Annotated in this window: 24 protein-coding genes and 1 pseudogene; 17 read left to right on the forward strand and 8 right to left on the reverse strand. The window is 56.9% G+C overall.

Annotated features, from left to right (window positions below; genetic code table 11):
- Window positions 1-5: 5 nt before the first annotated feature.
- From AABO57_19120 to AABO57_19130, 3 genes are all read left to right on the forward strand, one after another.
- On the forward strand, window positions 6-260 hold the full coding sequence (locus AABO57_19120; GenBank protein MEK6287836.1) for a hypothetical protein: 255 nt from the start codon (window positions 6-8) through the stop codon (window positions 258-260).
- A gap of 63 nt (window positions 261-323) precedes the next feature.
- Window positions 324-614, forward strand: coding sequence for a type II toxin-antitoxin system VapC family toxin (locus AABO57_19125; GenBank protein MEK6287837.1), 291 nt, complete (start codon window positions 324-326; stop codon window positions 612-614).
- Between the two features lie 698 nt (window positions 615-1,312).
- Window positions 1,313-1,546, forward strand: coding sequence for a hypothetical protein (locus AABO57_19130; GenBank protein ID MEK6287838.1), 234 nt, complete (start codon window positions 1,313-1,315; stop codon window positions 1,544-1,546).
- A gap of 29 nt (window positions 1,547-1,575) precedes the next feature.
- Here the strand turns inward: AABO57_19130 and AABO57_19135 are convergent, their stop codons facing one another.
- Window positions 1,576-3,786, reverse strand: coding sequence for a S9 family peptidase (locus tag AABO57_19135; protein ID MEK6287839.1), 2,211 nt, complete (start codon window positions 3,784-3,786; stop codon window positions 1,576-1,578).
- A 244-nt stretch (window positions 3,787-4,030) separates the two neighbouring features.
- Between AABO57_19135 and AABO57_19140 the strand changes: the two genes are divergently transcribed.
- On the forward strand, window positions 4,031-4,471 hold the full coding sequence (locus AABO57_19140) for a hypothetical protein (protein MEK6287840.1): 441 nt from the start codon (window positions 4,031-4,033) through the stop codon (window positions 4,469-4,471).
- A gap of 154 nt (window positions 4,472-4,625) precedes the next feature.
- Here the strand turns inward: AABO57_19140 and AABO57_19145 are convergent, their stop codons facing one another.
- Window positions 4,626-5,036, reverse strand: a complete 411-nt coding sequence (locus AABO57_19145) for a hypothetical protein (protein ID MEK6287841.1) — start codon at window positions 5,034-5,036, stop codon at window positions 4,626-4,628.
- Between the two features lie 142 nt (window positions 5,037-5,178).
- Between AABO57_19145 and AABO57_19150 the strand changes: the two genes are divergently transcribed.
- On the forward strand, window positions 5,179-5,934 hold the full coding sequence (locus AABO57_19150; protein ID MEK6287842.1) for a glycosyltransferase family 2 protein: 756 nt from the start codon (window positions 5,179-5,181) through the stop codon (window positions 5,932-5,934).
- Between the two features lie 82 nt (window positions 5,935-6,016).
- Here AABO57_19150 and AABO57_19155 read toward each other — a convergent pair whose 3' ends face one another.
- On the reverse strand, window positions 6,017-7,132 hold the full coding sequence (locus AABO57_19155) for a glycosyltransferase family 4 protein (protein ID MEK6287843.1): 1,116 nt from the start codon (window positions 7,130-7,132) through the stop codon (window positions 6,017-6,019).
- A gap of 263 nt (window positions 7,133-7,395) precedes the next feature.
- On the opposite strand from AABO57_19155, the gene AABO57_19160 reads away from it, so the two are divergent.
- From AABO57_19160 to AABO57_19200, 9 genes are all read left to right on the forward strand, one after another.
- Entirely contained in the window at window positions 7,396-8,259 is an 864-nt protein-coding gene (locus AABO57_19160) for a prepilin peptidase (protein ID MEK6287844.1), read from the forward strand.
- An 84-nt stretch (window positions 8,260-8,343) separates the two neighbouring features.
- Window positions 8,344-10,044 carry a gamma-glutamyltransferase gene (gene ggt / locus AABO57_19165; GenBank protein MEK6287845.1) on the forward strand — a complete coding sequence of 567 codons (1,701 nt, stop codon included), beginning with the start codon at window positions 8,344-8,346 and terminating at the stop codon, window positions 10,042-10,044.
- 48 nt (window positions 10,045-10,092) lie between these two features.
- Entirely contained in the window at window positions 10,093-10,413 is a 321-nt protein-coding gene (locus AABO57_19170; GenBank protein ID MEK6287846.1) for a type II toxin-antitoxin system RelE/ParE family toxin, read from the forward strand.
- Window positions 10,413-10,706 carry an XRE family transcriptional regulator gene (locus tag AABO57_19175; protein ID MEK6287847.1) on the forward strand — a complete coding sequence of 98 codons (294 nt, stop codon included), beginning with the start codon at window positions 10,413-10,415 and terminating at the stop codon, window positions 10,704-10,706. Before AABO57_19170 ends, AABO57_19175 begins: the two co-directional genes overlap by 1 nt.
- Before the next feature lie 164 nt (window positions 10,707-10,870).
- A complete protein-coding gene (locus AABO57_19180; GenBank protein ID MEK6287848.1) occupies window positions 10,871-11,797 on the forward strand; it encodes a hypothetical protein in 927 nt (308 codons plus the stop codon).
- 343 nt (window positions 11,798-12,140) lie between these two features.
- Window positions 12,141-12,347 carry a type II toxin-antitoxin system HicB family antitoxin gene (locus tag AABO57_19185; protein MEK6287849.1) on the forward strand — a complete coding sequence of 69 codons (207 nt, stop codon included), beginning with the start codon at window positions 12,141-12,143 and terminating at the stop codon, window positions 12,345-12,347.
- Between the two features lie 385 nt (window positions 12,348-12,732).
- Window positions 12,733-12,897 (forward strand): hypothetical protein, encoded by a 165-nt coding sequence (locus tag AABO57_19190; protein MEK6287850.1) that lies wholly within the window; start codon window positions 12,733-12,735, stop codon window positions 12,895-12,897.
- Between the two features lie 155 nt (window positions 12,898-13,052).
- Window positions 13,053-14,267: a tyrosine--tRNA ligase gene (gene tyrS / locus AABO57_19195; GenBank protein ID MEK6287851.1), complete on the forward strand. Its 1,215-nt coding sequence runs from the start codon at window positions 13,053-13,055 to the stop codon at window positions 14,265-14,267.
- 154 nt (window positions 14,268-14,421) lie between these two features.
- Window positions 14,422-15,729, forward strand: a complete 1,308-nt coding sequence (locus AABO57_19200; GenBank protein ID MEK6287852.1) for a Zn-dependent hydrolase — start codon at window positions 14,422-14,424, stop codon at window positions 15,727-15,729.
- Window positions 15,730-16,084: 355 nt separating this feature from the next.
- On the opposite strand, the gene AABO57_19205 is transcribed toward AABO57_19200, so the two are convergent.
- Window positions 16,085-16,621 (reverse strand): DUF2911 domain-containing protein, encoded by a 537-nt coding sequence (locus AABO57_19205; protein ID MEK6287853.1) that lies wholly within the window; start codon window positions 16,619-16,621, stop codon window positions 16,085-16,087.
- 197 nt (window positions 16,622-16,818) lie between these two features.
- On the opposite strand from AABO57_19205, the gene AABO57_19210 reads away from it, so the two are divergent.
- Window positions 16,819-18,243 carry a PhoPQ-activated pathogenicity-related family protein gene (locus AABO57_19210; GenBank protein ID MEK6287854.1) on the forward strand — a complete coding sequence of 475 codons (1,425 nt, stop codon included), beginning with the start codon at window positions 16,819-16,821 and terminating at the stop codon, window positions 18,241-18,243.
- Between the two features lie 29 nt (window positions 18,244-18,272).
- Here the strand turns inward: AABO57_19210 and AABO57_19215 are convergent, their stop codons facing one another.
- From AABO57_19215 to AABO57_19225, 3 genes are all read right to left on the reverse strand, one after another.
- Window positions 18,273-18,545 (reverse strand): type II toxin-antitoxin system VapC family toxin, encoded by a 273-nt coding sequence (locus AABO57_19215; GenBank protein ID MEK6287855.1) that lies wholly within the window; start codon window positions 18,543-18,545, stop codon window positions 18,273-18,275.
- 187 nt (window positions 18,546-18,732) lie between these two features.
- A complete protein-coding gene (locus AABO57_19220) occupies window positions 18,733-19,005 on the reverse strand; it encodes a hypothetical protein (GenBank protein ID MEK6287856.1) in 273 nt (90 codons plus the stop codon).
- 89 nt (window positions 19,006-19,094) lie between these two features.
- A complete protein-coding gene (locus AABO57_19225) occupies window positions 19,095-19,835 on the reverse strand; it encodes a DUF72 domain-containing protein (GenBank protein MEK6287857.1) in 741 nt (246 codons plus the stop codon).
- A 540-nt stretch (window positions 19,836-20,375) separates the two neighbouring features.
- Here AABO57_19225 and AABO57_19230 point away from each other — a divergent pair.
- The gene (locus AABO57_19230) at window positions 20,376-21,773 is read left to right on the forward strand and encodes an AarF/ABC1/UbiB kinase family protein (protein ID MEK6287858.1); all 1,398 of its coding nucleotides are present in this window, start codon (window positions 20,376-20,378) and stop codon (window positions 21,771-21,773) included.
- Window positions 21,774-21,814: 41 nt separating this feature from the next.
- Here AABO57_19230 and AABO57_19235 read toward each other — a convergent pair.
- Window positions 21,815-21,970, reverse strand: a pseudogene (locus AABO57_19235) (tyrosine-type recombinase/integrase).
- A 230-nt stretch (window positions 21,971-22,200) separates the two neighbouring features.
- Here AABO57_19235 and AABO57_19240 point away from each other — a divergent pair.
- Window positions 22,201-23,682, forward strand: a complete 1,482-nt coding sequence (locus tag AABO57_19240) for an amidohydrolase family protein (GenBank protein ID MEK6287859.1) — start codon at window positions 22,201-22,203, stop codon at window positions 23,680-23,682.
- The last annotated feature ends 23 nt before the right edge of the window (window positions 23,683-23,705 follow it).

Below are 23,705 nucleotides of genomic sequence, written 5' to 3' on the forward strand. Positions count from 1 at the left end.
ACGCTATGGCAGTACCAGGAATTGAGCACCGCGTTGCTGCACTGGAAGCGGAGATGGCGCGGGTGAAAGAGCAATTGGAGAAAGCTGTCCCCTCACAGGGAGACTGGCTGGATGAAATCTATGGCGCCTTCGCGGATGATCCGCACTTCGAGGAGGCTATGCGGCTGGGAAGAGAATACAGGGAGTCACTGCGTCCCGCAGCATCCAGGAAACCGGCCCGCAAAGCAGCGAAGAAAGTGGTGAAAGGGCGTCGGCGTTGAATGTACATACTAGACACTGACCACCTGAGTCTGTTGGGACGAGCCAACAGCTTGGAGGAGCAGATGCGTGGCTGGATGGCACATCTGGCGCGAGCTCGCGTGCTAGCTCAGCAAATCGAAGCCTATCATCGGCTCAAGGAGTTCTTGGATCGCTATCTGAAGGTCACTGTACTCGAGTTTGATGAAGCGGCAGCCATCGAGTTCACGCGGCTGCGAAGTCTGCGCCTTCGCGTTGGAACGATGGATTTGAAGATCGCGGCAATTGCGCTCACACACGATGCAACAGCGCTTACCAGAAACGTCAAAGACTTCGGTCTTGTACCCGGCTTACGCGTAGAAGATTGGACGCGATAACCGGTCCGAGAGAACCTTAGCCAGTAGAACGCAGTGGGCGTGCCCGAGAACTCTATAGTCTTGAAGTCGAGTAAGACGATGAGTGAATCTGACGAGGGACCAAGCATCTACGAGAATTGGAAAGCTGCGTTGCTTGGCAACGGCTCGAGAGGTAGCGGATTACCTGGGATCGACCAAGAAGTTTTTCGACTTCGTTCTCGCGTTCCTCCCAGATCCTCCTTCCGTCCGGCCTTATGAGTGGGCTCAACATTCCTGGGACACAAAACCTATGAAGGCATCTCTGAAGACGATTTACAAGTATCGATCAAAAGCCCTTCACGGCGGGAAGCCCTTTCCCGCGCCAATGTGTCACTCCCCAGATAGGCTCGGGCTGGAAGTAGGCTTGGGAGAAATACCTACCGGCCTAGCCACAAGTACTAAAGGAGGAACTTGGCTAAATGAGGACACGCCAATGCTGTTGCATACCTTTGAGTACATTGTTCGTGGAGCCTTGCTCAACTGGTGGCAATCACTGACTCTTGACCGACACTGAGCCACGCAACATCAACATACGGTTGGTTGTCGTTATTAGAGGGCCGAGCTACGGCAATCGCGCCCGTGCCGCACCTAGCTTGCTTCCGCACCTTTGCTGTGAAGATCAGCACAGGTTAGAGTGGCAGCGTAGCGGCGCTCAGAACTCGTTCCATCCGAGGTAACAGATGAAGCTAACAATAGAGTTGCCAGATAGCTTGATTGCACAGCTTAACGAACGGCAGATTCCCGAAGAAGAGATGAAGGCGGTCGCTGTCGCGGCCTTAGAAACATGGCTTTCTCAACAGCATTCAACGAATGGTGGCCGCTTTACTGAAAGCGCTGTCCCTTTCGTTCGCCGGTTGATCGCAGAGAATCGCGAGCTTTTTGACGCGCTGGCTCAACGGCAGCAACGCCGGTAAGGATCACCGCCGCGGTTAAAACAGTTGGCTTACTGCCGGCGTGACTCAGCCTCAGAAGCCGCGCGGCCTCCCTCCGCCCCCGCGGCCAGTCGCCCTTCCCACCACTTCAGCTCTTGATAGTAGCGATGCACGGTGTTCCACGGCGTCCAGCCGCCGTGATATGAATCAGGGTAGCGGATGAACATGGCCGGAACCCGCCGCTTCTTGAGCGCCGTGTACATCTGTTCCGCCTGTTCTATCGGCACCCGCAGATCCGATTCGCCGTGGACGAACAGCGTCGGCGTCGTGACGTTTGCCACGTGAGTGATCGGTGAAAGCTTGACCAAAAGCTCCCTGCTCTTCGGCTCCCACGGCGACCCGAAGAACTCACTCTCCTTGGTGCGCGGAATGTCAGCGGTGCCATAGTCGCTGATCCAGTTTGAAATACCCGCGCCCGAAATCGCCGCTGCAAACCGGGTCGTTTGCGTGATGATCCAGTCAGTCAGAAAGCCACCGTACGAATAGCCGGTTACACCCATTCGCTTTTCGTCGATCGCATACCGCTTCACCACGTAATCCACTCCGGCCATCACATCCTGGTAATCCAGAACTCCCCAGCCGCCCCAGGTGCCCCACAAAAACTTCTCGCCGTATCCAGTCGAGCCGCGCGGGTTTGTGTACAGCACAACGTAGCCGTTAGCCGCCCACAACTGAAACTGAAACGAGAAGTCGTTGCCGTAAGCGCCGTGTGGTCCGCCGTGCGTGCTCAGAATCAACGGATACTGACGCTTCGCCGGGTCGTAATCGCGCGGCCGCAATACCCAGCCTTCGATCTCGGCGCCGTCTTTGCTGGGATAGAGGATCCGCTCGGCCCGGCTCAAGTTCAGTTCGCTCATCAGCGCGTCGTTGAAACCTGACAGCTTCCTTTCATTCGCGCCGTCCATTTGCGAGGCGAAGACTTCAGAGGCATGTGTGGAATCAGTTGCCGCATATGCCACACGGTCGAACGCTGCCGAGATGCTGAACCCGCTCATGCCGCGTTCGCCACGCGTGACTTGCTCAACCAAGCCGCCGCCAGCCGGGACTCGAAACAGATGCGCGCTGCCGCCGATGCCGCCGTTGAAATAAATGAAGCGCCCGTCCGCGCTCCACATGGTGTTGCCGGCCAGCAGGTCCCAGCTCGCGGTGAGGTTCTTCAGCGCACCGCCTTCGGCTGGCACGCTGTACACATCTACCGGCGCGCCATGATTCTGTTTCGCCGCAATCACCGCAGTCAAACTCTGCTGGCGGCGGAAGACTATGTTGCGCCCATCAGGCGAAAACGAAGGAGCGCTATGATTAAAGCCGTCATCGGTAAGCCGTTTGATCTGACCCTCGATCGTCACCATCCACAAATCGGATCGCTCATATGTGTACTCGTCGCGCTGGTGAGCGTTGGCCTCGATAACCAGCGCCCCGCTGTCGGGACGCCAGGCTGCCGACTGCACGTTCACGCCGAGATGAGTGATCTGCTTCGGGTTTCCGCCGGATCGAGGCACGAGGTATAGCTCGTCGGGCGGCGTCGCCATCGGATCGCGCGGATCCGGCAAGTAACCTCGTCCATCAAACCGATAGTCCATCCAATCGAACACGCGCCCTTTGAAGCGTTCGTTAATCTGGCGTTCGAAATCTGACGCGTACTGTTTAGGAGGTCTCGCCGCCGGCGGTGTCTTTTTGGTGAAGGCGATCCATTGATTGTCCGGGCTGAAGATCGGCGTCCCCGCGACTCCCGGAATTTGGAACGGCTCTCCGGCCGGCTGATTCCCGGGGCGATCAATGGTCAGAAACCAGATCGGGTTTGCCTCTTCCCCTGCGGTAGCGGCCGCTCTTCGGCGCGAGTTGAAAGCGATCAGCTTGCCGTCCGGACTCCAACGCGGATTCGAAGCATTGGCGGCCGGGTTCGTTATCCGCCTTGGCGCCGTGGAAGCATCGAACGGAGCAAGCCAGATTTCGCTATTGCGGCGGTTCTCGGCTTCGACGATGTAAGTGCGCACGAACGCCACCCAGAGGCCATCGGGAGAAATGGCTGGGCTGCCGATGCTCTCCACGCGATAGTAGTCTTTCAGCTCCAGGGCGCGCCCGGTTTGTGACGGGGCCGGGCTATTCTGGTGCGCTCCGGCTGCCCGAACCGGTTCAGGCAGGGACGACAGCGCGAACCAAAATGCCAAAGCGAGACAAGCCGCACGTGACGTTTTACACTTGAACGAGATGCTTCTCGGCATACTCACCTCCACCGGCTGAACTACCATTCGAACCTGGAGTGTAGAAGGCTGTACTTCGATCCACCGGTCGCCTACTCATATCGCAACGCTACGATCACGTCAACCCCGCCTATCTTGCAGACCCATGAACGATAGTGCTTTCTTTAGAGTCGTTTTCGAGAGATATTATCTTTGCTCGAGAAGTTGATTGTCCTCGAGTTGCCCGCGCGGCTTGAGCAGTTAATCATTTAGAGGGAGGAGTCAAATGCGAGTCATCACAACAGCGCTCTCGATATTGATTTTCGCTGCTTTGTTAGGAACGGCGGTTAAGGGTTATAGGGAGCATTCCTTCGCATCCACCAGTGAAGGTGCGCAGGATACCGCCTATCTCGACCGGCGAATCACTATGCTGGAAAACAAGCTCAACACAGTCGAATCAAGCTTGAGAAGGCTCGAGTCCCAGGCGATGAGTCCGGAACGCTCCGCGCCGAGTCAGCCTGGCCGGGACCCCGAGACGTCGGTGTTGCGGAGCGAAGTAGAACTACTGAAAATGCGCGTGAGAGATCTTGAATGCGGACTCTTACACCTTGATGAGCGAACTCTATCGGCCAGCGCCAAAGAGGCCAGGAAGCGAACTGGCTTGCAACCGATGGAGCATTGCCGGCTCAACCCGGAAGCGCCGGTTCAACTCTTTACGCAGAGGTGAGCGACCTCAACGCAGAGGCCAACAAGTCACCTCTGATTTCTCGTTCGCCTTCGTTGCTTGACGAAAAAACAGCTTTTGAGACGCAAGAAGCGCTTGAGGAGTAAGCTGCGCAGGTCAGCCCTCGTGTGGTCTGCGGTTGCGGTTCCACTTGAGGCTAGCTTCCAACCTTTTCCAGCTTGTCCAGCCGCTCTCCCTGGTCTCTCAAATCCGCGTAGAGTTCCCCTATGCTACGATTGAACAAGTCGAACTGGTGTCGGAGCTTGCGAAAGCCCTTCTCCATTTCTTGCCGCAATGTTTCAATGTCAGCCTTGACCTCGGTTCGGAATTCGTTGAGATCAGCTTTGAACTCGGTTCGAAGTTCCTGGAGATCAGCCTTGACCTCGGTTCGGAGTTCAGTCAATTGGGCTTGCACCGCCTCCCACATTGGGAGAGTGTCTTTTAGCCGTTTATCAACCTTCGTCTCGAGGCTATCCAGCCGCGTCTCCAGCCTCTCAACAGCGGCGATGATTCGGTCGAGCTTCTCGTCTTGCGAGCCGTTCAGCTTTTGTGTCAGGTCCTTGCTCATAACTACCTCCGGTAAGAGCTAGGCGCCGTTCACCCAGGATTCGACAACCTGCGCTGATTATAATCGCGCTCGTCTCAAGAGTAAAAAGAAAACCTGAGCACCTTGCGAACTCGGATGAACTCAAACAAAATGGGCCGACCCAATGAAGATCACCGCCACGGTTATCACGCTTAACGAAGAGCACAACATAGCGGACGCGCTCGAAACGCTTTCGTGGGCAGACGAGATCATCGTCGTAGATTCGGAGAGCACCGATCGTACGGTTGAAATCGCCAGGCGGTTCACCGATCGAGTGTTTGTCAAATCATGGCCCGGTTACTCGGCGCAAAAGAATTTCGCCGCCGAGCAGGCAAGCAACGATTGGATCTTGAGCCTGGACGCTGACGAGCGTGTTTCGAAAGAACTGGCCGGCGAGATACGACAGCTCAAGAGCGGCGCCGAACCTGAGGCGGCGGTTTTCCGAATACCTCGACGCACGTTTTATCTCGGTCGCTGGATAAAGCATTCCGGCTGGCGTCCCGATTACAAGCTGCGGCTCTACCATCGCAGGCGGGCTCGCTGGCGAGGCGACTATGTACACGAGACTCTGGAGGCTGATGGAACGGTGGAAACATTGCGCGGCGACTTGCTTCACTACACCGTTCGCAACGCATCCGAGCATCAGCTAAGGATGGACCGCTACACGACCCTTGCCGCGGAGCAAAGTTACTCGCAAGGCAAGCGTGCGTCGTTGGTCTCGCTACTTGTTTCGCCGGTCGCTGTGTTCCTTCGCTCGTACATACTCAAGCTTGGCTTGCTGGACGGCGTGCCGGGTTTCGCGATTGCGCGCTTCGCGGCCCACTACGAGTTTCTAAAGAATCTGAAATTGTGGGAGATGAGAATGAAACGTGATGCGTGATCCGTGATGCGTGATACGTGATGCGTGCTGCGTGATCGGCCAAGTGACAGCACCTTGCCCTTCACGCATCACGGATCACGCTTCACCCATCACGCTTCCCTTCCCCGATCACTTCGCTGTAGAGCGCCTCGATTTGATCGATGATCTGCTCGCGGCCGAAGCGCGCGTAAACATCCCGCTGCCCCTGAACCGACAACCGCTCGCGAAGCGGCGCGTCCGAAACCAACCACAGCAGCTTGTCCGTGAGCGCATGAACGTCGCGCGGCGGAAACAACAACCCGGTCACGTTGTCCTTGACGATTCCGGCGATGCCTCCGACATTCGAAGCGAGCACGGCACGTCGCGCGGCCATAGCTTCGATGGTCACCAGCGAGAAGCCTTCGTCCCAAGACGGAACGACAACCACATCGACCGCTGCAAGCAGCTCGGGGATGTGCCGGACTTGACCCGTGAATCGAACCTTCTCGCCAACACCGAGTGAAGCAGCCAGCCGGTTCAGGTGAGCGGTGAACGGGCACTCCTCTTCGTGCTCTTCTCCGACGATCAGGAACTCCACATCCGCGCGCATTCGCGCTACCGTGGCCGCCGCGCGAATGAACTCCTCCTGGCCTTTCGCGGGCGTCACCTGACCTATACAGGCGACGGCTATGTTAGCTCGCAGGCGGAACATCGCTCTGGCGGCATCGCGTTCGATTGGTTTGAAGCGCTCTGGATCAATCCAGTTCGGCAGGGTGCGCACCCGCTCATCGGGAAGCCCGAGGCGCTCAATTACCGACTCGCGCACGCTGTCTGATACCGCAATCACCGCCGCCACGTCGCGCAGCATCCATCGATAAAGCGCGTGGCGCTTCAGCGGCAGGTAATGATGCCGAGTCAAGATGAGCTTGACTCCGTTTGTTTGTCGGCACGCGAGCGCCGCCACCAGGTAGTCGCGTCCCATGTGTGCGTGAACGATTTCGATCCCGTGCGCGTCTACAAGCTCGGTGATCGCGCGCGCCGACTGAAGGTCGAGAGAGTGTCGAAGCGGCATCTCGTGCCACGAGGCAATCACCCCCGCAAGCGGGCCGCGCAGCGGACTCTCAGGTCTGACCGCGAGATAGATCGCGTGCCCTCGACTGGCCAACGCGCGCACGAGGTCGGCGACGTGAACCTCTCCGCCGCCCATCTCGCTCGCCGAGCAAACCTGGAGGATCTTCATGGGAGTTCCTCGAACGCGCAGGCGAACCGTTGCGCACCACGTGAATTGCTATCGATCGAGTTGCGAAGCTGGTGCAATGGCCAAGCTTGACAATAGTGCGCGGCCCTAATTTAATCCAGATGATCCGTTGGATCAATCCAGATGATCCGTTGGATCAATCCACCGCTCGCCAAAGTTCGCACAGACTTCGCTGAGTTGATGAGAAAGCGAAACCGCGCAACGCGTAGTCGGCGATTCGTTCTCGGCGAGCAAGAAAGGTGCTGATGGAATATCTTCCGCCTTACTCAATAGGCGCTGTTGTTTTCATTTTTGGCCTGCTGATCGGGAGCTTTCTCAATGTCGTCATCTATCGGCTGCCGCTGGGCGAATCCATCGTCTTTCCGGATTCGCATTGTCCCTCCTGTAACGCTGAGATCAAGTGGTATGACAACGTTCCTGTCGTCAGCTACGCGCTTCTACTTCAAGGACGTTGCCGAAACTGCCGTGCACGAATCTCGCCGATTTATCCCGCGGTGGAATTGTTAGTCGGGTGCCTTTATCTTTTCCTTTTCATAATCCACCGAGATCAAATCAACACTGCGCCGTGGCTGCCCCTGGTCGTCGACGTCGTTTTCGTTTCGTTGATCGTCCCGCTGGTGTTCATCGATTTGCGCCACAAGCTTCTGCCAAACGCGATCACCTATCCCGGGCTGGTGCTGCTCCTGGTGTTGCGTGCCATTGCTCCGGACCCCTGGATACTATCTCACGCGCCCAAGCTTTTCGGGCTCGAGAGCGCGCCGGTCTGGGCGCAGTCATTGTTCGGGTCTGTGCTGGGCGCGGTTGTCGGCGGGGGGAGCTTGTGGCTGGTGCGGGAGGCATATTATCGCTTGAGGCACGTCGAAGGAATGGGGCTGGGCGACGTGAAGATGATGCTGATGGTTGGAGCTTTTCTTGGTTGGCAGCTCACGTTGTTGACGATCTTCCTGGGATCGCTGATTGGATCACTGGTCGGCGTGCTGCTGATCCTGCTTCGCGGTGGTACTATGAAAATGCAAATCCCGTTTGGGGTCTTTCTTGGTCCGGCTGCAATAATATCTTTGTTTGTTGGGCAACAGTTGATCGTGTGGTACGTGGGGATGTATCGGTAGTTCCCAGTCTTGAGACGCACGCGATCTCAGATAACGGCTCGGAAGCCGACGGGCGAGCGAACTCTCGCCCTCGAGGGTAAAGAGATGAAAAGGCGAAGTTGGGCGGCAACTTTGATTCTCCTGTTCGTCGCATCGGCGCCGATTACTCCGCGCGCTGCTTCGCGGGAACCTGTCCGCGCTCGACGCGGCATGGTCGCGTCCACCAGCGAGATCGCTTCGCGGGTTGGGGTCGAGATAATGCAGCGCGGCGGAAACGCGATCGACGCGGCGGTGGCAGTCGGGCTCGCGCTCGCAGTGACCTGGCCGAGTGCCGGCAACATTGGGGGAGGCGGCTTCATGATGATTCGCCGCGCTAACGGCAATACCGAAATCATTGACTATCGTGAGCGCGCGCCGCTCGCCGCCTCGCGAGATATGTATCTCGACAAGAACGGCGGCGTGATCAAGGGCGCATCGACCGTAGGCTACAAGGCGGTGGGCGTGCCGGGAACAGTTGCCGGCCTGTCGCTGGCGCTCGAGCGTCACGGCAAACTGAAATGGGCTGAGGTCATTGAACCCGCGCGCAAGCTGGCAACCGAAGGATTCACCGTCAGCTATCACCTCTCTCGAAGCTTGCAAGGTGCGGAGAGCAAGAAGCTTCTCACTCAATTCCCCGACAGTAACAGGATCTTTCTGCGCGATGGCCGGTTCTATGACGAAGGCGAGCGGCTCCTTCAGCCTGAACTGGGCGCGACTCTTGCTCGATTGAAAGACAAGGGACCGCGCGAGTTCTACGAAGGAAAGACCGCGCAGATGATCGCCGGCGACATGAAAGCTAACGGCGGGCTGATAACCGAAAAGGACCTGAAGCAATACGAGCCGACTATTCGCAAGCCGCTCAAGGGAACGTATCGCGGCTACGAGATCGTCACGATGCCGCCGCCGTCTTCGGGTGGCGCGGCGTTGCTCGAGATGTTGAACATTCTCGAACACTACAACCTCGCCGAACTTGGACCCGGCTCATCGGACACGATTCATCTGCTAGTAGAATCTCAGCGTCGCGCGTTCGCCGATCGCGCTGAGTTTATGGGCGATGCTGACTTCGTCAAAGTGCCGGTCGAGGGATTGATCTCAAAGAAGTACGCAGATGATCTCGCGAAGACGATCGACTCGGAGCGCGCGACGCCAAGCGACAAAGTCCGAGCCGGGAAGCCTGAGTCAACCCAGACGACACATTTCACGATCATCGACGAAGAAGGCAATGTCGTCAGCAACACCTACACACTCAACGGCGGCTACGGCTCGGGGGTGACGGTGCGCGGAACCGGAATGCTGCTCAACAACGAGATGGACGACTTCACCTCGAAGCCCGGCGTTCCCAACGCGTATGGCTTGCTTCAGAGTGAAAACAACGCCATCGCGCCGCGTAAACGTCCGCTCTCGGCTATGACTCCGACGATCGTGTTGAAAGATAACAAGGTATGGTTCGCGATCGGCAGCCCGGGCGGTCCGACGATCATCAACACCGTTCTGCAAGTGATTGTGAATGTCGTAGACTTCGGCATGAGCATTCAGCAGGCGATCGACACTCCGCGCTTTCATCATCAATGGATGCCGGACCGGATAGAGTTCGAGCCGCTCGGCATCAACCGCGACACTCGAATGGCGCTTGAAAGGAAGGGGCACGTCTTTGCTGAGAAGGCTCGAAACATGGGCGACGCTGAAGGCGTGATGATCGACCCGAAAACCGGGATGCGATTGGGAGCTTCTGATCCGAGGTCAGGTGGAGTTCCGGTTGGGTATTAGGCCTGTAAAGCCTTGCTCTGATATACGAATGTTCGTATAGTAGGCGAGATGAAGCTGGCGTGTTTCGTTGGTACGGCGCGCGAGGATTTGGCAGCCTTCCCCGAGTCCGCACGTCGACGCGCCGGTTACGAATTGTTCATGGTACAAGTGGGCCGCGAGCCCGCAGACTTCAAGCCCATGCCGAGCGTGGGGCCGGGCGCCTATGAGATTCGCGTGCGCGACGAAGCCGGCACGTTTCGCGTGATCTACGTGGCGAAGTTCGAGCATGCGGTTTACGTGCTACATGCCTTTCAGAAGAAAACACGGAAGACCTCACAGGCAGACATCGAACTGGCGGCGAGGCGTTACAAGCTGATCGGAGAGGGATAATGAAGAAACCCAACAAGCGCATCACACGGGGCAGCGGCAATGTGTTTCTAGATCTGGGCTTTCCGCCGCACGAGGCGGTCGTCATGCTGCTGCGCTGTGAACTGGCCGAGGCGCTACGGAAATGGATAGCCCGCGAGGGTTTGACGCAAGCGCAGGCGGCCACGCGTCTAGGCGTGGTACAACCGCGCATCTCCGAGATCGCACGCAACAAGGTGGACAAGCTCTCGCTCGACTACCTGGTGGGCTTGTGCACGAAGGCCGGCGTGTCGGTCGCAGTGAGATTAGCAGCGTAAGCCCCTGGCCGAACCTGTCGCTCCGGTTTCAGAAACCGCGGCTTGGCAAAATTCTCATAGAGACCACCTGCAAGGATGCGGCGGTTCGCTCGCCGCAAATCAAGCAGCATGACGGAAACGCCTGAAACCGGAGAAGTGACGGCGCTTTAGGTTGTAAAGTTTAAATGGACTTCTGGTTACTAAATGACCTCGACTTGAGCGATCCGCTCAATATGGAAATTTGGAGTCACTCCGTAGCCGAACAGGAGAAGATTCAGCCCTACCGAAGTGATTGGCAAATTGGCGAGATCGGCGCGCAACAGGCTATGCGGTTTCCGTTTAAGCTCCCGTGGGTTCCTGACCCAGTAGGGCTCGACTGGGATAAGGAGGATGCCGTGCTGATAGTTGGATCTGCTTACGGCCCCTTCATTGGAGGCGACGGTCGGAAGCATGAAATTCCGCCCCACTCATACGCTTGTGAGACCTGCGAAGAGTTTGGCAGAGTTTTCTTTGAGAAGGTCATTCGATCGCGGCCTTACTATAGCCGAATTAGCGAACTTGCCTCTGGAGTTATTAAGACTTGCCGGTTGATAGCGCTCTTTGATCTATGCCGCGTAGCTTTCGTTCGACGGGCTCCGGAACATGATAAGGGCGGCGATGGCATAGCCAATTGCGCCCCGGAGCTTTTTACACGATATGTCGAATCATCGAAATCGAACGAATGGCTCTGGCGGCGCGTGATCGCGAGCGAGGCGAGAACCATTCTAGCGCTTGGCACTGTTGCTGAGCATGGCGTTTTGCGTCTCTTCGCTCGCAATCTTCAGGATGCCGTGATCAGGGACTCAGTTGAATCCACGATCATCTTTGAGCGCAAAGGTCTTGATCATAGGTGGCCAGCCCGTTACGCCAACAGACATCGGATGCTAAAAACTCGAAAGGTAATGTCGCCAATTCCATTCTGGAAGATCGATGGCCGAACGGCGGCTGGATTCCATCGGACATGGAATGTAGCTGTGGTGCCTCATCCAACTGGCGCACGCGGGGATTTCGGCTCCTATCCGATAGAAGCGTTGCGGGAAGCCTACAAGCGCCGATACGAATCTAATGTGTAGCTCCACCTACTCCACCTAACGAATACGCCCATACGGCCGCAGATCCCTTTGACGCATTAACACCTGATTTTCAGCGTTCCAGTTCCAAGCCGCGGCCCGGTTGACGCAAGAACCTTTAACGCGGCGCGAAGCATGAGGCTTGCCTAGGAACTTTGGAACAAGTAATAATCTGCCGGTCGGGAAGTTCCTGGAACTATTAAGGAATAAGGACATGAAGATAGAGCGTCCCCATCGTGAGATCGTGGATAGAGAGACCGCCTTGGAACGGATGAAGTCGTTGCCGAAGCGCAGGCAGAAACTGATTGCCGCTATTAGACGACAGGCGCGCACACGGAGCAGTCAAATGAACTTCATTGTCGAGTTGGAACAAGAAGAAGACGGACGCTGGATTGCTGAGGTCGCCGATATTCCAGGCGCTTTCGCTTATGGTCAATCACAACAGCAAGCCTTGGCCAAGGTCGAGGCGCTGGCGTTGCGCGCTATCGCTGACAGGCTCGAGCACGGAGAGATTGCCGCCGATCTCGTCAGCGTTACGTTTGCAGCAGGATGAGCCAATGGTCATCAACAAAAAGGTAGGCGGATCCTTGCTGCGCTTGCACGCTGTTATGTACACAGCCTGCCGCCAGCGTCACGATGAGTATTAGAATAGTGTTGTGCAGATCCGCTACCACATCAATCCAACGACCGGACTGCCGCACATTTACGACCACTTCGTTTCGGAGAATGAAGTTGAGGATATCCTCGGTCGACCGCTACAAGATATACGTGGACGTGATGACTCTCGCATTGCGATCGGTCAGACTGGAGAGGGGCGATATCTGAAGGTGATCTACGTGCTTGATCCAATTCCAGACTCCGTTTTCGTCATAACCGCATACGAGCTGGGTCCGAAGGCAAAGCGGGCAATCCGCCGTAAACGAAGGAAAAACCTATGAGTGCTGAAAAATATCCGCGCGGATGGAATGAGGCGCGAGTTCGTCGCGTGCTCGAATATTACGAATCGCAAAGTGATGAAGAAGCTGCGGCTGAAATTGAAACAGCTTTTGAAAGCACCACGATGGAAGTCCCCGTCGCTCTCGTACCGGAAGTACGTCGATTAATAGCAAAACGAAAGCGGGCACGCCCGACGAAGAAGCAAAACACCACGCTCCAGCCGCGGAGCCGCGCGCAACGTCGATCCAAGACTCAAAGAAATTCTCGCGCGGCTCGCGGCTGAACGTGAGGCCTCGGATCGTCTTCAGCACGGAGAGCCTGCGTGACTATAAACGAACAAATAAGCCTCCTTCGAAAAGGCACGGTCGACTGCATTCCCGAAGACGAGCTTCGGCGCAAGCTTGAACGCGCCGCGAAGACTGGCAAGCCGCTTCGTGTGAAAGCCGGTTTCGATCCGACCGCGCCGGACATTCATCTCGGGCACACCGTGCTCATCCGCAAGATGCGCCACTTTCAACAACTAGGGCACACAGTCATTTTTTTGATCGGCGACTTCACCGGGATGATTGGCGATCCCTCGGGACGATCAGCGACGCGGCCGGCGCTCACTCGCGAACAGATCGACGATAACGCCGAGACCTACAAGCAACAGATCTTCAAGTTGCTCGACCGCGAGCGCACCGAAATCAGGTTCAACAACGAATGGTTTTCAAAGTTCACCGCCGATGAACTTGTCCGTCTGGCGGGAAAGGCAACCGTCGCGCAGTTGCTCGAGCGCGATGATTTCAAAAAGCGCTTCCAGGCTCAAGCGCCCATAAGCCTGCACGAGCTGCTCTACGCGCTGGCGCAAGGCTACGATTCGGTAGCTCTTGAAGCCGATGTCGAGCTCGGCGGCACTGATCAGAAGTTCAACTTGCTGATGGCGCGTCAGGTTCAGCAAGCCTACGGCGTGAAAGAGCCGCAGCTCATTATGACCACGCCGTTGCTTGAAGGACTCGATGGTGTGCAGAAGATGTCCAAGAGTCTGAACAACTACATCGGCATAACCGAATCCCCGCGCGATATTTTCGGCAAGGTTATGTCGATCAGCGATGAGTTGATGTGGCGTTACTACGAACTGCTGACCGATGAGTCTTTGACCGATATCACCGTGCTGAGAGCGGCGGTCGAGCGCGGCGAGCGGCATCCTCGTGACCTGAAAGCTGAGCTCGCTCGCCGCATCGTCGCCGACTTTCATTCGCAAGCGGAAGCAGATGAAGCAAGCCGCGAGTTCGATCAGTTGTTCCGCGACCGCCAGACTCCGACGGACATTCCAACTATCGAGAAGCCTGCGGCTGCGATCAAGTTGGTGAAGCTGTTGGCCTCCGAAGGCCTAGCGCCTTCCGTAGCAGAAGCACAGAGGCTCATTGCACAAGGTGGCGTCAGAGTGAACGGCGAGCGAGTGAGCGACATCAAGCTCGAAGTTGGATCGCAGCCGGGCGATGTAGCAATGATCCAGGTCGGCAGCCGAAAGTTCTTGCGTGTTGTGTTCACGTGAAGACATATAGGGCCGTCTCCTTTTGGACTGCGGCGCGGTCTTTGCGTTCGCGCCGCTTTCCATCTTGTCTTCTATCATTCAGCCAACGCGGCGCGAACGCACAGACCGCGCCGCAGTCCAAATAGGCCGCGTACGCGTTAGGATGAGGAGCCCGATGAAACGTAGAGAATTCAACCTGAGTCTGCTTTCCGGAGTCGCGGCGATCGGTCTACCCCGATGGCGTTCCCAGTCTGGCCCACGAGTCAACGGCGCGCGAATAGTCGAACACCTCACTGCCCTTTCACAATTCGGCAAGAACCCCCAAGGCGGAGTCAGCCGAGTCGCCTTCAGCGAAGCCGATCGTCAGGGGCGCGAGTACGTCGCGGGCTTGATGCGCACGGCCGGGCTCGACGTCAGCATCGATGCGGCCGGCAACATCGTGGGCCGGCGCGCTGGAAGCGATTCGACGTTGAAGCCTCTGGTGATGGGCTCGCACATCGACTCGGTGCCCGAAGGCGGGAACTATGACGGCGATGTCGGCTCGCTCGGCGCGATCGAAGTTGCGCAGACGCTGGCGGAACACAAGCTCACGACTCGTCATTCGCTGCAAGTCATCATCTTCGCGGACGAAGAGGGCGGCACTATCGGCAGTCACGCCATCAGCGGCGAGATCACTGACAAGCAACTCAACCTCGTTAGTAACAGCGGCAAGACAATTCGCGACGGAATCAGGTTCATCGGCGGCGATCCTGATAAGCTCACAAGCATCCGCCGCAAGCGCGGTGACATCGCTGCGTACCTCGAGCTGCACATCGAGCAAGGCGGCATTCTGGACACCGAGAAGATCAACATCGGCGTAGTCGAAGGCATCGTCGGTATCACCCAATGGGAAGTCAAGATCGAAGGCTTCGCCAACCACGCCGGCACGACGCCGATGAACCAGCGACGCGATGCGATGCTCGCCGCGGCGAAGTTTATCGAAGCAGTCAATCGAATCGTGACCAGCGTGCCGGGTCGCCAGGTCGGTACGGTCGGCAAGATCCAAGCGTCGCCGGGAGCTTACAACGTCATCCCCGGAAAAGTGGTTGCCGGTCTGGAGCTGCGCGATCTGGATGCAGCAAAGATTCAGATGTTATATCAGAAGATTCGCGCCGAGGCCGGCGAAATAGCCAAGTCAACCGGAACGGCGTTTGACTTCACCGAGACTAACAGCATTGTGCCCGCGCCAACGGATGAGCGCTTGAGAAAGCTGATAGATGAAACGGCTCGCGGGCTCGGCCTTACGACAAAGTGGATGCCGAGCGGCGCAGGTCACGACGCGCAGGAGATCGCCCGGCTCGGCCCAGTCGGAATGATCTTCGTGCCGAGCGTGGCTGGCATCAGTCACTCTCCGAAAGAATATTCGCGTCCGGAAGACATATCCAACGGCGCAAACGTTCTGCTTCATACGGTGCTGAAGCTCGACACGATGAGGCTGCAATAGTCCCGTTCACCTTCCGCACCAACCCCTCCCCACCGAGAATTCTTCAATCTCCGGCAACCAAACCGCAGATCCAGTGGCTGGAAGTTTTGATTGACAAATCTTTTTGCTGGTAAGTGATGCGTGATCCGTGATGCAGATCAGTGAAATATGAAGCTCACAGTTGAAGTGGCCGGGCATAGGGTCACAGGTCGGAAAGGTGGGCTTGCCCCCGCTCTTGTCTCTCAGCTTTGCTCGAGGAGAGTAGCGAGGGCCGGGGGCAAGCCACCCTTCCCGACCTGTGACCCTACGCCCGGCCACTTCAATTGTGAGCGTCATGTTTCACGCATCACGTTTCACTGCGCGCCACGGGAATGGCTCAGGAAGCCGCTTTGAAGGCGCTTTGCAGTCGGTACGTTCCCCATGCAACAACGAGTGACGCGCCATCACCCGACTTCTCGAGAGTCATCTTGAGCACGTCCTGGGGCGCGCCGTCTTTGGCGAAGCGAAGCGGCGATTCAAGCACGACGGTCTCCGGCTTGAGCGGCCTTGTTATAGCCGACGACACGAGCAGCGTCCAATTCCGTTGCTCGTCGGGGCGCGCGAAGATCGCGTACTTCCCTGGCGCAAGCTTCTTACCACCGAAGTCCAACGCGACTGTGGTCTCAAGCGTCGTCGGATCGTTCATTCCCATAAACCACGCCAGCCCGGGCTTGATCATCTCATCCAGGTTTCTCGGCCCGAGCTTGGGTGTGCCGTAGTGAATCGTCACCTTTCCTTTTCCAAGCATGATGCTGATCGTGTCATCAACCGGATCGTGCGAACTCGCCGCCGTTTCCGAGGACCGGTTTGCGCACGCCCAGGCGACGCCCAGTCCAACAACCCCTATCAGCAGGACGACTAAAGTTTTTTTCATAACTGCTCCTCAACCTAAATTTGGCACCCAGTTAGCCTATTTCAGCACTACGCATCGGTCAAGCGGCGGCGAGATCGAGGCGTTAGCGATTCTATAAGATCGATAGCGCGCTTGAAGTTTCAGACGCCACCTTCTATCGTTCGACCACGCGAACAGTTGCCGATATGATCAACACGAATCGAGTGAGGAGAACGACTATGACGAGGAACCGCACTGCAAGGCTGTCAGCCGCGCTAATGATCGGCCGCGCGGCTCTGCTGTTGTGTGTGCTGCCGCTTTGCATACGGACGGCGGCCGCTCAAGAGACGGCGCTCGATCGTTACATCGCAAAACCCGACGCTAGCTATTCGTGGAAGCTGGTCAATACGATTGCGGGCCCGGGCTATCACGGCTACGTTATCGATCTCGCTTCGCAAACCTGGCGTAGCGCGGCCGATGTGGATCGCCCGGTGTGGAGGCACTGGCTCACAATCGTCAAGCCCGACAAGACGGTCTCAAACAAAGCGCTGTTGTTCATCGGCGGCGGCAGTAATCGCGACGCTGCCCCTGTGAAGATTTCGGATCGGCTCGCCAGCTTCGCGATGGAATCAAACACCGTCGTGGCCGAGCTTGGCATGGTTCCGAATCAGCCGCTCTTCTTTTCGGACTCGAAAGAAAAAGGCAGATCGGAAGACGACCTCATCGCTTACAGCCGGGTGAAGCAGATGCAAACCGGCGATGACACGTGGCTGGTGCGGCTGGCAATGGTCAAGAGCGGCGTCCGCGCGCTGGACGCGATGCAGGAGTTCCTCGCAAGCGACGCCGGCGGCAAGCTCAAAGTCGATCAGTTTGTTGTATCAGGCGGATCGAAGCGCGGCTGGACGACGTGGCTTGTAGCCGCCGTGGACAAGCGAGTCATCGCAATTATGCCGACCGTGATCGACGCGCTGAACTCCGAGGTGATCACTCGGCATCATTTCGAAGCCTATGGTTTCTTCTCGCCCTCGCTGAACGACTACGTCAATCACAAGCTCTTCCCAGACAAGATTGGGACTCCCGAGTATAAACATATCCTGGCGATCGAAGACGCGTACAACTATCGCAATCGCGACCGGCTCAAGATTCCCAAGTATCTGGTGAACGCGTCGGGCGATCAGTTCTTCTTGCCAGACAACTCGCAGTTCTATTTCGGCGAGCTTCAAGGCGAGAAGTATCTTCGCTACACACCGAACTCGAAACACAACCTGGCGGGCACGGACGCTCGTGAAAGCTTGCTGGCGTTCTATCAAGCGATCTTATCCGGCAAACCTCGGCCGGAGTTTTCGTGGAAGAAGGAAAAAGACGGCGCCCTGATCGTGACTGTGAAAGACAAGCCGCGCGAAGTGAACGTGTGGCAAGCGACCAACCCGAAGGCCCGCGACTTTCGAGTGGACACGATCGGCAACGCTTACACGAGCACCCCGCTGAAAGAAGACAAGCCGGGTGTGTATGTAGCTCGCGTAAACAAGCCGGCGAGCGGTTTCACGGCATTCTTTGTCGAGCTGGTCTACGACAGCGGCGGAAAGTATCCGTTCAAGTTCACCTCTGAAGTGAGCGTCGTGCCGGATGTGTTGCCGTTTGATTTTAAATCAGCGCGAAGGTGACTATGGACTTGCGGCGCCATTGGACTTCATCACGGATGAAGGTTGGGATTGTCGGTCAGTAATGCTTCGCTTAGCGCGGCTTTGTTCAACGCTCGGTCAGCCGAGACGAAGATCAGCTTGGATAACCCGAGTGAGTCACGAACCTGGTTAGCTTCGACCGCAGTTGCAAGCTGTACAGCATCGTAGCCACGGAGGCCGTGTTTCTCTGCAAGGCTTGCCGCTTGTTCAGCAAGCTCGAGCGTGAGCCCCATTGGCTGGTACTGGGTCGAGAAGTCGCTGACGAAATCTGAGACTGCCTGCATCCGCGACAGTTATCGAGCCTTCGCGTTGCATCTTGAAGATGGCCGCCGGGACCTCAGTTCTAGCAAGGAGAGATATCAGAATCTCGTTTCCGGCGCCAACGTCCGCTGTGCCAATTACCCAACTTGTGCCAACTTCGGTGATATACCGTTTTACAATCGCGCTGCTGTCGAAGTAGTAGACGGACACCTATCCGCGATCCTCGATGATGGTCTCGGAAACTGGCTTCCCTTTGACGGGAACTGGCCGTCGGTTTGCGGCGCCGGCGACCTTCCGCGGCGAACGGATCTCGCTGATAATGCCCTTCTCTAGTAGGACGCGCTTGAAGTTAGTCTCGGGTTCCTCGTCAGTCGAACCCCCAGTCATTCGATCCAGCGCGTGTCGCAGCTTCAATCTGTCATCCAAATCAAGCTGGCTAACAATCTCAATTGCTTCTTGTAGTGTGACGTGGTTCTCGGCCATAACGACAACCTCGCGTTGATTATGTACCACCTTGGCTTGCGTGACAACACATCGAATCTCGCCAGGGGTGAGCGCATCACGGCGGTGATCTACACTTCATCGAGCGCAGAGAGCAACTCCCTTGCAAGCACCGGGGCGCGGTCGTCGTGCTTCAGGTAGCAATATACCGGCACACTCTGACTGCGAATCCACCTCGCCCATTCGAGCATTTCATCTTTCGAGTAGTCGCCTTTTCGCAGGCGCATATACACGAATGAGCCTGTCACCTCACGCGGCGTATTCGCGCCTTCGCCTTCTTCTTTTTCGACTACGCCCAGAGTTGTCTTGTGCTGTCGAAGCAGATCGTAGACGTCGTCCGCGAACCACGATTCGTGTCTGAACTCGAAGGCGAGCTTTCCCTTCGAGGCGAACTTCGCGAGAAACTGTTCGAGCACATCGACATCTTTCTTGAAGTTCGGCGGCAACTGAACGAGGATCGGGCCCAGCTTCTCTTTTAAGGCGGCAGCGCTCTCGAGAAAGAAGTCCATGTCATCGTCGACGTTGCGCAATCGCTTGAAATGAGTGATCCGCTGACTGACCTTCAGGGTGAACGAGAAGTCTTCGGGCACCTCCGCGTACCAGCCTTCGCAGAGCTTCCTGGTAGGCATTCGATAAAACGTATTGTTGATCTCGGTCGTGCGAAAGTGTTGGGCATAGTAGGACAGATACTTTTTAGCCGGAAGGTCTTCGGGATAGAAGATGCCCTTCCACTCTTTGTAAGCAAAGCCAGACGTGCCGACGAGGATTCGGTTGGCAGCTACCGGCTCTTCTGTTGAGGCTTTGCGTTTCATTCTCGGGTCCAGTCGAGACGGTGGGATAATAGCCGCCTGCAAATGTGAATTCAACGCCCTGGGAGCGCAAGAGTCCTAATCTTGTGTTGGTCGACCAGGACACTGTTGGGCGACCGCGTATTTGGACTGCGGTGGCGTCTTTGCGTTGCCACCGCTTTCTGTCGTTTCGTGGGCGATAACCAAAAGCGGCGGCAACGCACAAAGGCCGCCGCAGTCCAAATATTACGTCGCCCGTCACCGGCCGTGCGCCAGGGCACCTGCAAATATCAACATAAGATTGGGACACTCCCCTGGGAGCGCTCCCAGGGCGGGCTCTCAGGGCGCCGTGTTAGAATATGACTGGCAACGTTGCTCAAACAAACTACGTACACCTGACTGATGCAAGACCAAAAGCCAACGGCACTTCAATCGTCTCCAACGACATCCATTCAGACTGTGGATGGACGACCTGAAGCGCTACCCACGAAATCACCAACCACTAACGCTATCGTTGACGCGACTACGCCCGAGCCACTTCCTCATATCGGAATTAAAGGGTACTTGCGACTCCTTCGTGTGCTTACGTCCGTTTTCCTCTTCGGCTTGCGCGTCATAATAAACACGCGCGGCTGGCGAATTGGAAAGAAGACTCCAGAATCGGAACTGCGGCGCCGCGAAGGAGAGTCGCTACGCGAGAGGCTCCTGAAGCTGGGGCCGACGTTTATCAAGATTGGTCAGACTCTTGCCACTCGCGCGGATTTGCTGCCCGTCGAATACATTCAAGAGCTGGCGAAACTGCAAGACGAGGTTCCTCCGTTTCCCACCGAGCAGGCGAGGTCGATCATCGAGACGGAGCTTCGAGCAAAACTCGAAGACATCTTTGAAGACTTCGAAGACGTGCCCATCGCAGCCGCGAGTCTGGGGCAAGTTCATCGCGCGAAGCTGCGCACCGGCCAACTCGTCGCTATCAAAGTGCAGAGGCCGGGTATTGAAGCCCAGATCGGGTTCGACATATTGGTTCTCAGGCGCGTTGCTCGGCGCCTCGAGCGATATCCGAACCTGGTAAGAGGAGTAGATTGGCAGGGAACGCTCGACGAGTTTCATACCACGGTTCACGAAGAGATGGACTACCAGCAAGAGACTCGAAACGCGGAAACCTTTCGCAAGAACTTCGCGCGATGGAAAGAGATATATGTCCCCCAGATCTATGGCGTCTTCTCGACGAAGCGGTTGATCGTGATGGAGTTCATCGAAGGCTTCAAGGTGACGGACACCGAGCAGCTAACCGCCGCCGGCCAGGACCCTCACGAAGTCGTAAAGCTGCTGGCTCGCACCTATCTGAAACAACTCCTCGAAGACGGCTTCTTTCACGCCGACCCACATCCCGGCAACCTGCGAGTGATGGCCGACGGGCGGCTGGCGTTCTTCGATTTCGGCATGGTCGGCCGGCTGTCGATGAAGCTTCAATCGAATCTTATCAACGCGTTCTTTCACGTAGTCGAGCGCGACGTTCACGGGCTTGTTGAGGATATGGTGCGCCTCGGCTTCATCGAGCTTTCGCCCGAAGACGAGTCGCGCTTCAAGCCGATCATCGAAGGACTGTTCAACCGCTATCTTGGCATACGGCTGGGCGATGTGAACTTCAAGGAACTGATGTTCGACATGGCGCACGTGATCTATGAATTCCCCTTTCGGATTCCAGCGAGCTTCACTTATATCGTTCGCGCGGTGATGACGCTGGAAGGCATCGGCACCCAGGTTGATCCTGACTTCCGGTTCTTCGAGATCGCCCGGCCCTACGCAAAGCGGTTCATGTTCATGCGGGAAGGCCGCTATCTGCGCAGCTTGATTGTAGACAAGATGATTCGAGGCAAGAGCGGCGACATCGAGTGGGGAAAAGTCTGGAAGCTCGCGAAGATGGCTTTCAAGTACTACGTGCGCGGCGAGAATAAGCTCTAGCCTGAGCGGGAGAGCTCGGCGGCATCGCAGTACTCGATCGCTCACAACTCGTCAACGGGACTCCGTACTCCCCTGCCACCCTTGTTCATCACATGAGTGTAGATCATCGTCGTGTTGAGGTCCTTGTGGCCGAGCAGCTCCTGCACCGTTCGAATGTCATAGCCCGATTCAAGCATGTGCGTGGCGAAGCTATGCTGATAAAAAAGAGGTAAGGTGGCGTATTTGCCGTTCTGCCCGGCATAGAAAACAGCTAGAATGAGCCGGGTGGCCATTCTTTTTGGAGGCTCAACTAAACAAACGCATACTGAGCGACTCCACTGCGTAATTAGTGTTTGTCGCGGTTTGCCGGAACCACGGCGCGCCAAACGAAAGCATGTCCATCCAGTCTTGAACCTCGTAGAACGTAACACCTCAATAACGGAGACCTATGAAAATCGTAACGGCCTTTCTTCTGTTGGTTGGTATCGGCGTCGGCTCGGCCGGCTCACCGGGCCCTTTTGCCCAGGGCCCCACTGCTGAACGGCAACAATTTATTCGCGTGGAAGCTCCGGTGGTTGTCCTGACCCACGTGCGAATAATCGACGGCACAGGCGCCCCGGCTCTTGATGATCAGACGATCGTGATTGCAGACGGCAAGATCCAATCGATCGGGCCAAGCGGAGCAGGCGCACCTGCGAATCTGCCGGCGACTCTGGCTACGAACGCCCAGACCGTTGATCTCCGAGGGTGCACGGTCCTGCCCGGCCTTGTGGGGATGCACAACCACATGTTTTTTCCTATGGGCGGATCTCCGCCGATGTATTCCAACATGGGCATAAGCTTTCCTCGTCTTTACCTGGCCCTGGGCGTCACAACGATTCGCACTACCGGCAGCGTTGCACCCTTCACCGATCTTGAAATCAAACGGCTTATCGACTCGGGCCGCATGATCGGACCCAAGATGCATATCACCGCTCCATATCTCGAGGGGCGCGGATCGTTCACCCCCGTGATGCACGAGCTCAGTGGCGCGGAGGACGCACGGAAGATGGTTAACTTTTGGGCCGACGAAGGCGCTACTTCTTTCAAAGCTTACATGAACATCACGCGTGATGAATTGCGCGCGGCCGTCGAAGAAGCGCACAAACGCGGACTCAAGGTGACCGGACATCTTTGCTCGATCGGCTACCGGGAAGCAGCGGAGATCGGCATCGATAATCTCGAGCACGGCTTGATGGCGGATTCAGAGTTTGTTCCGAACAAACAGCCGGATCAGTGCCCGGGCGCCGCGGTCAGCGCCAGCCTCAGACAACTGGATCTGAATAGTCCGGCAGTCCGCGAGACAATCAGTACTCTTGTCGCGAAGAATGTGGCCGTAACTTCCACGCTTCCGGTCTTCGAAGCCGGGAGCGCGCCGTTGGCTCAAAGCGGCATCGGCGCGGCATCGGCGTTACTCAATCCGCGGGTGCTCAATGTGATGTCTACCGAGGCCCGGGTGCGTTATCTGACGGCGCGCGCTCGTGTCTCGTCCGATCCCGGAAACGTGGCGCTGCTCCGCAAGGCGATGGATTTCGAGCGCGCATTGGTGAAGGCCGGCGGTTTGCTGATAGCCGGTTTGGACCCTACTGGCAACGGCGGCATCGTGGCGGGGTTTGGCGATTTGCGTGAAGTTGAGCTTCTGGTCGAGGCCGGTTTTACTCCTCTGGAAGCGATCAAGATAGCCACCTTCAACGGCGCGAAGTTTCTCGGCGAAGACGCGCACATCGGCTCGATTGCTGTAGGAAAGCAAGCCGACTTGATGATAGTGAGAGGGAACCCGGCACTGAACATCAGTGAAATAGAAAAGGTCGAAATCGTCTTCAAGGATGGAGTAGGCTACGACTCAGAGAAGTTGATCCAATCGGTGCAAGGGTTGGTGGGCATCCGGTGAAGTGTCAACAATCGTCCGACCGT

This window comes from Acidobacteriota bacterium, assembly GCA_038040445.1.
GTDB classification, from domain to species: Bacteria; Acidobacteriota; Blastocatellia; order UBA7656; family UBA7656; genus Onstottus_A; species Onstottus_A frigus.

Coding starts and splice junctions, on each gene's coding strand:
- AABO57_19130 (MEK6287838.1), top strand. CDS start 1,313: ATGAAGCTAACAATAGAGTTGCCAGATAGCTTGATTGCACAGCTTAAC.
- AABO57_19210 (MEK6287854.1), top strand. CDS start 16,819: ATGACGAGGAACCGCACTGCAAGGCTGTCAGCCGCGCTAATGATCGGC.
- AABO57_19170 (MEK6287846.1), top strand. CDS start 10,093: ATGAAGCTGGCGTGTTTCGTTGGTACGGCGCGCGAGGATTTGGCAGCC.
- AABO57_19200 (MEK6287852.1), top strand. CDS start 14,422: ATGAAACGTAGAGAATTCAACCTGAGTCTGCTTTCCGGAGTCGCGGCG.
- AABO57_19185 (MEK6287849.1), top strand. CDS start 12,141: ATGAACTTCATTGTCGAGTTGGAACAAGAAGAAGACGGACGCTGGATT.
- AABO57_19225 (MEK6287857.1), bottom strand. CDS start 19,835: ATGAAACGCAAAGCCTCAACAGAAGAGCCGGTAGCTGCCAACCGAATC.
- AABO57_19160 (MEK6287844.1), top strand. CDS start 7,396: ATGGAATATCTTCCGCCTTACTCAATAGGCGCTGTTGTTTTCATTTTT.
- AABO57_19215 (MEK6287855.1), bottom strand. CDS start 18,545: ATGCAGGCAGTCTCAGATTTCGTCAGCGACTTCTCGACCCAGTACCAG.
- AABO57_19155 (MEK6287843.1), bottom strand. CDS start 7,132: ATGAAGATCCTCCAGGTTTGCTCGGCGAGCGAGATGGGCGGCGGAGAG.
- AABO57_19125 (MEK6287837.1), top strand. CDS start 324: ATGCGTGGCTGGATGGCACATCTGGCGCGAGCTCGCGTGCTAGCTCAG.
- AABO57_19205 (MEK6287853.1), bottom strand. CDS start 16,621: ATGAAAAAAACTTTAGTCGTCCTGCTGATAGGGGTTGTTGGACTGGGC.
- AABO57_19240 (MEK6287859.1), top strand. CDS start 22,201: ATGAAAATCGTAACGGCCTTTCTTCTGTTGGTTGGTATCGGCGTCGGC.
- AABO57_19220 (MEK6287856.1), bottom strand. CDS start 19,005: ATGGCCGAGAACCACGTCACACTACAAGAAGCAATTGAGATTGTTAGC.
- AABO57_19135 (MEK6287839.1), bottom strand. CDS start 3,786: ATGCCGAGAAGCATCTCGTTCAAGTGTAAAACGTCACGTGCGGCTTGT.
- AABO57_19140 (MEK6287840.1), top strand. CDS start 4,031: ATGCGAGTCATCACAACAGCGCTCTCGATATTGATTTTCGCTGCTTTG.
- AABO57_19150 (MEK6287842.1), top strand. CDS start 5,179: ATGAAGATCACCGCCACGGTTATCACGCTTAACGAAGAGCACAACATA.
- AABO57_19120 (MEK6287836.1), top strand. CDS start 6: ATGGCAGTACCAGGAATTGAGCACCGCGTTGCTGCACTGGAAGCGGAG.
- ggt (MEK6287845.1), top strand. CDS start 8,344: ATGAAAAGGCGAAGTTGGGCGGCAACTTTGATTCTCCTGTTCGTCGCA.
- AABO57_19175 (MEK6287847.1), top strand. CDS start 10,413: ATGAAGAAACCCAACAAGCGCATCACACGGGGCAGCGGCAATGTGTTT.
- AABO57_19145 (MEK6287841.1), bottom strand. CDS start 5,036: ATGAGCAAGGACCTGACACAAAAGCTGAACGGCTCGCAAGACGAGAAG.
- AABO57_19180 (MEK6287848.1), top strand. CDS start 10,871: ATGGACTTCTGGTTACTAAATGACCTCGACTTGAGCGATCCGCTCAAT.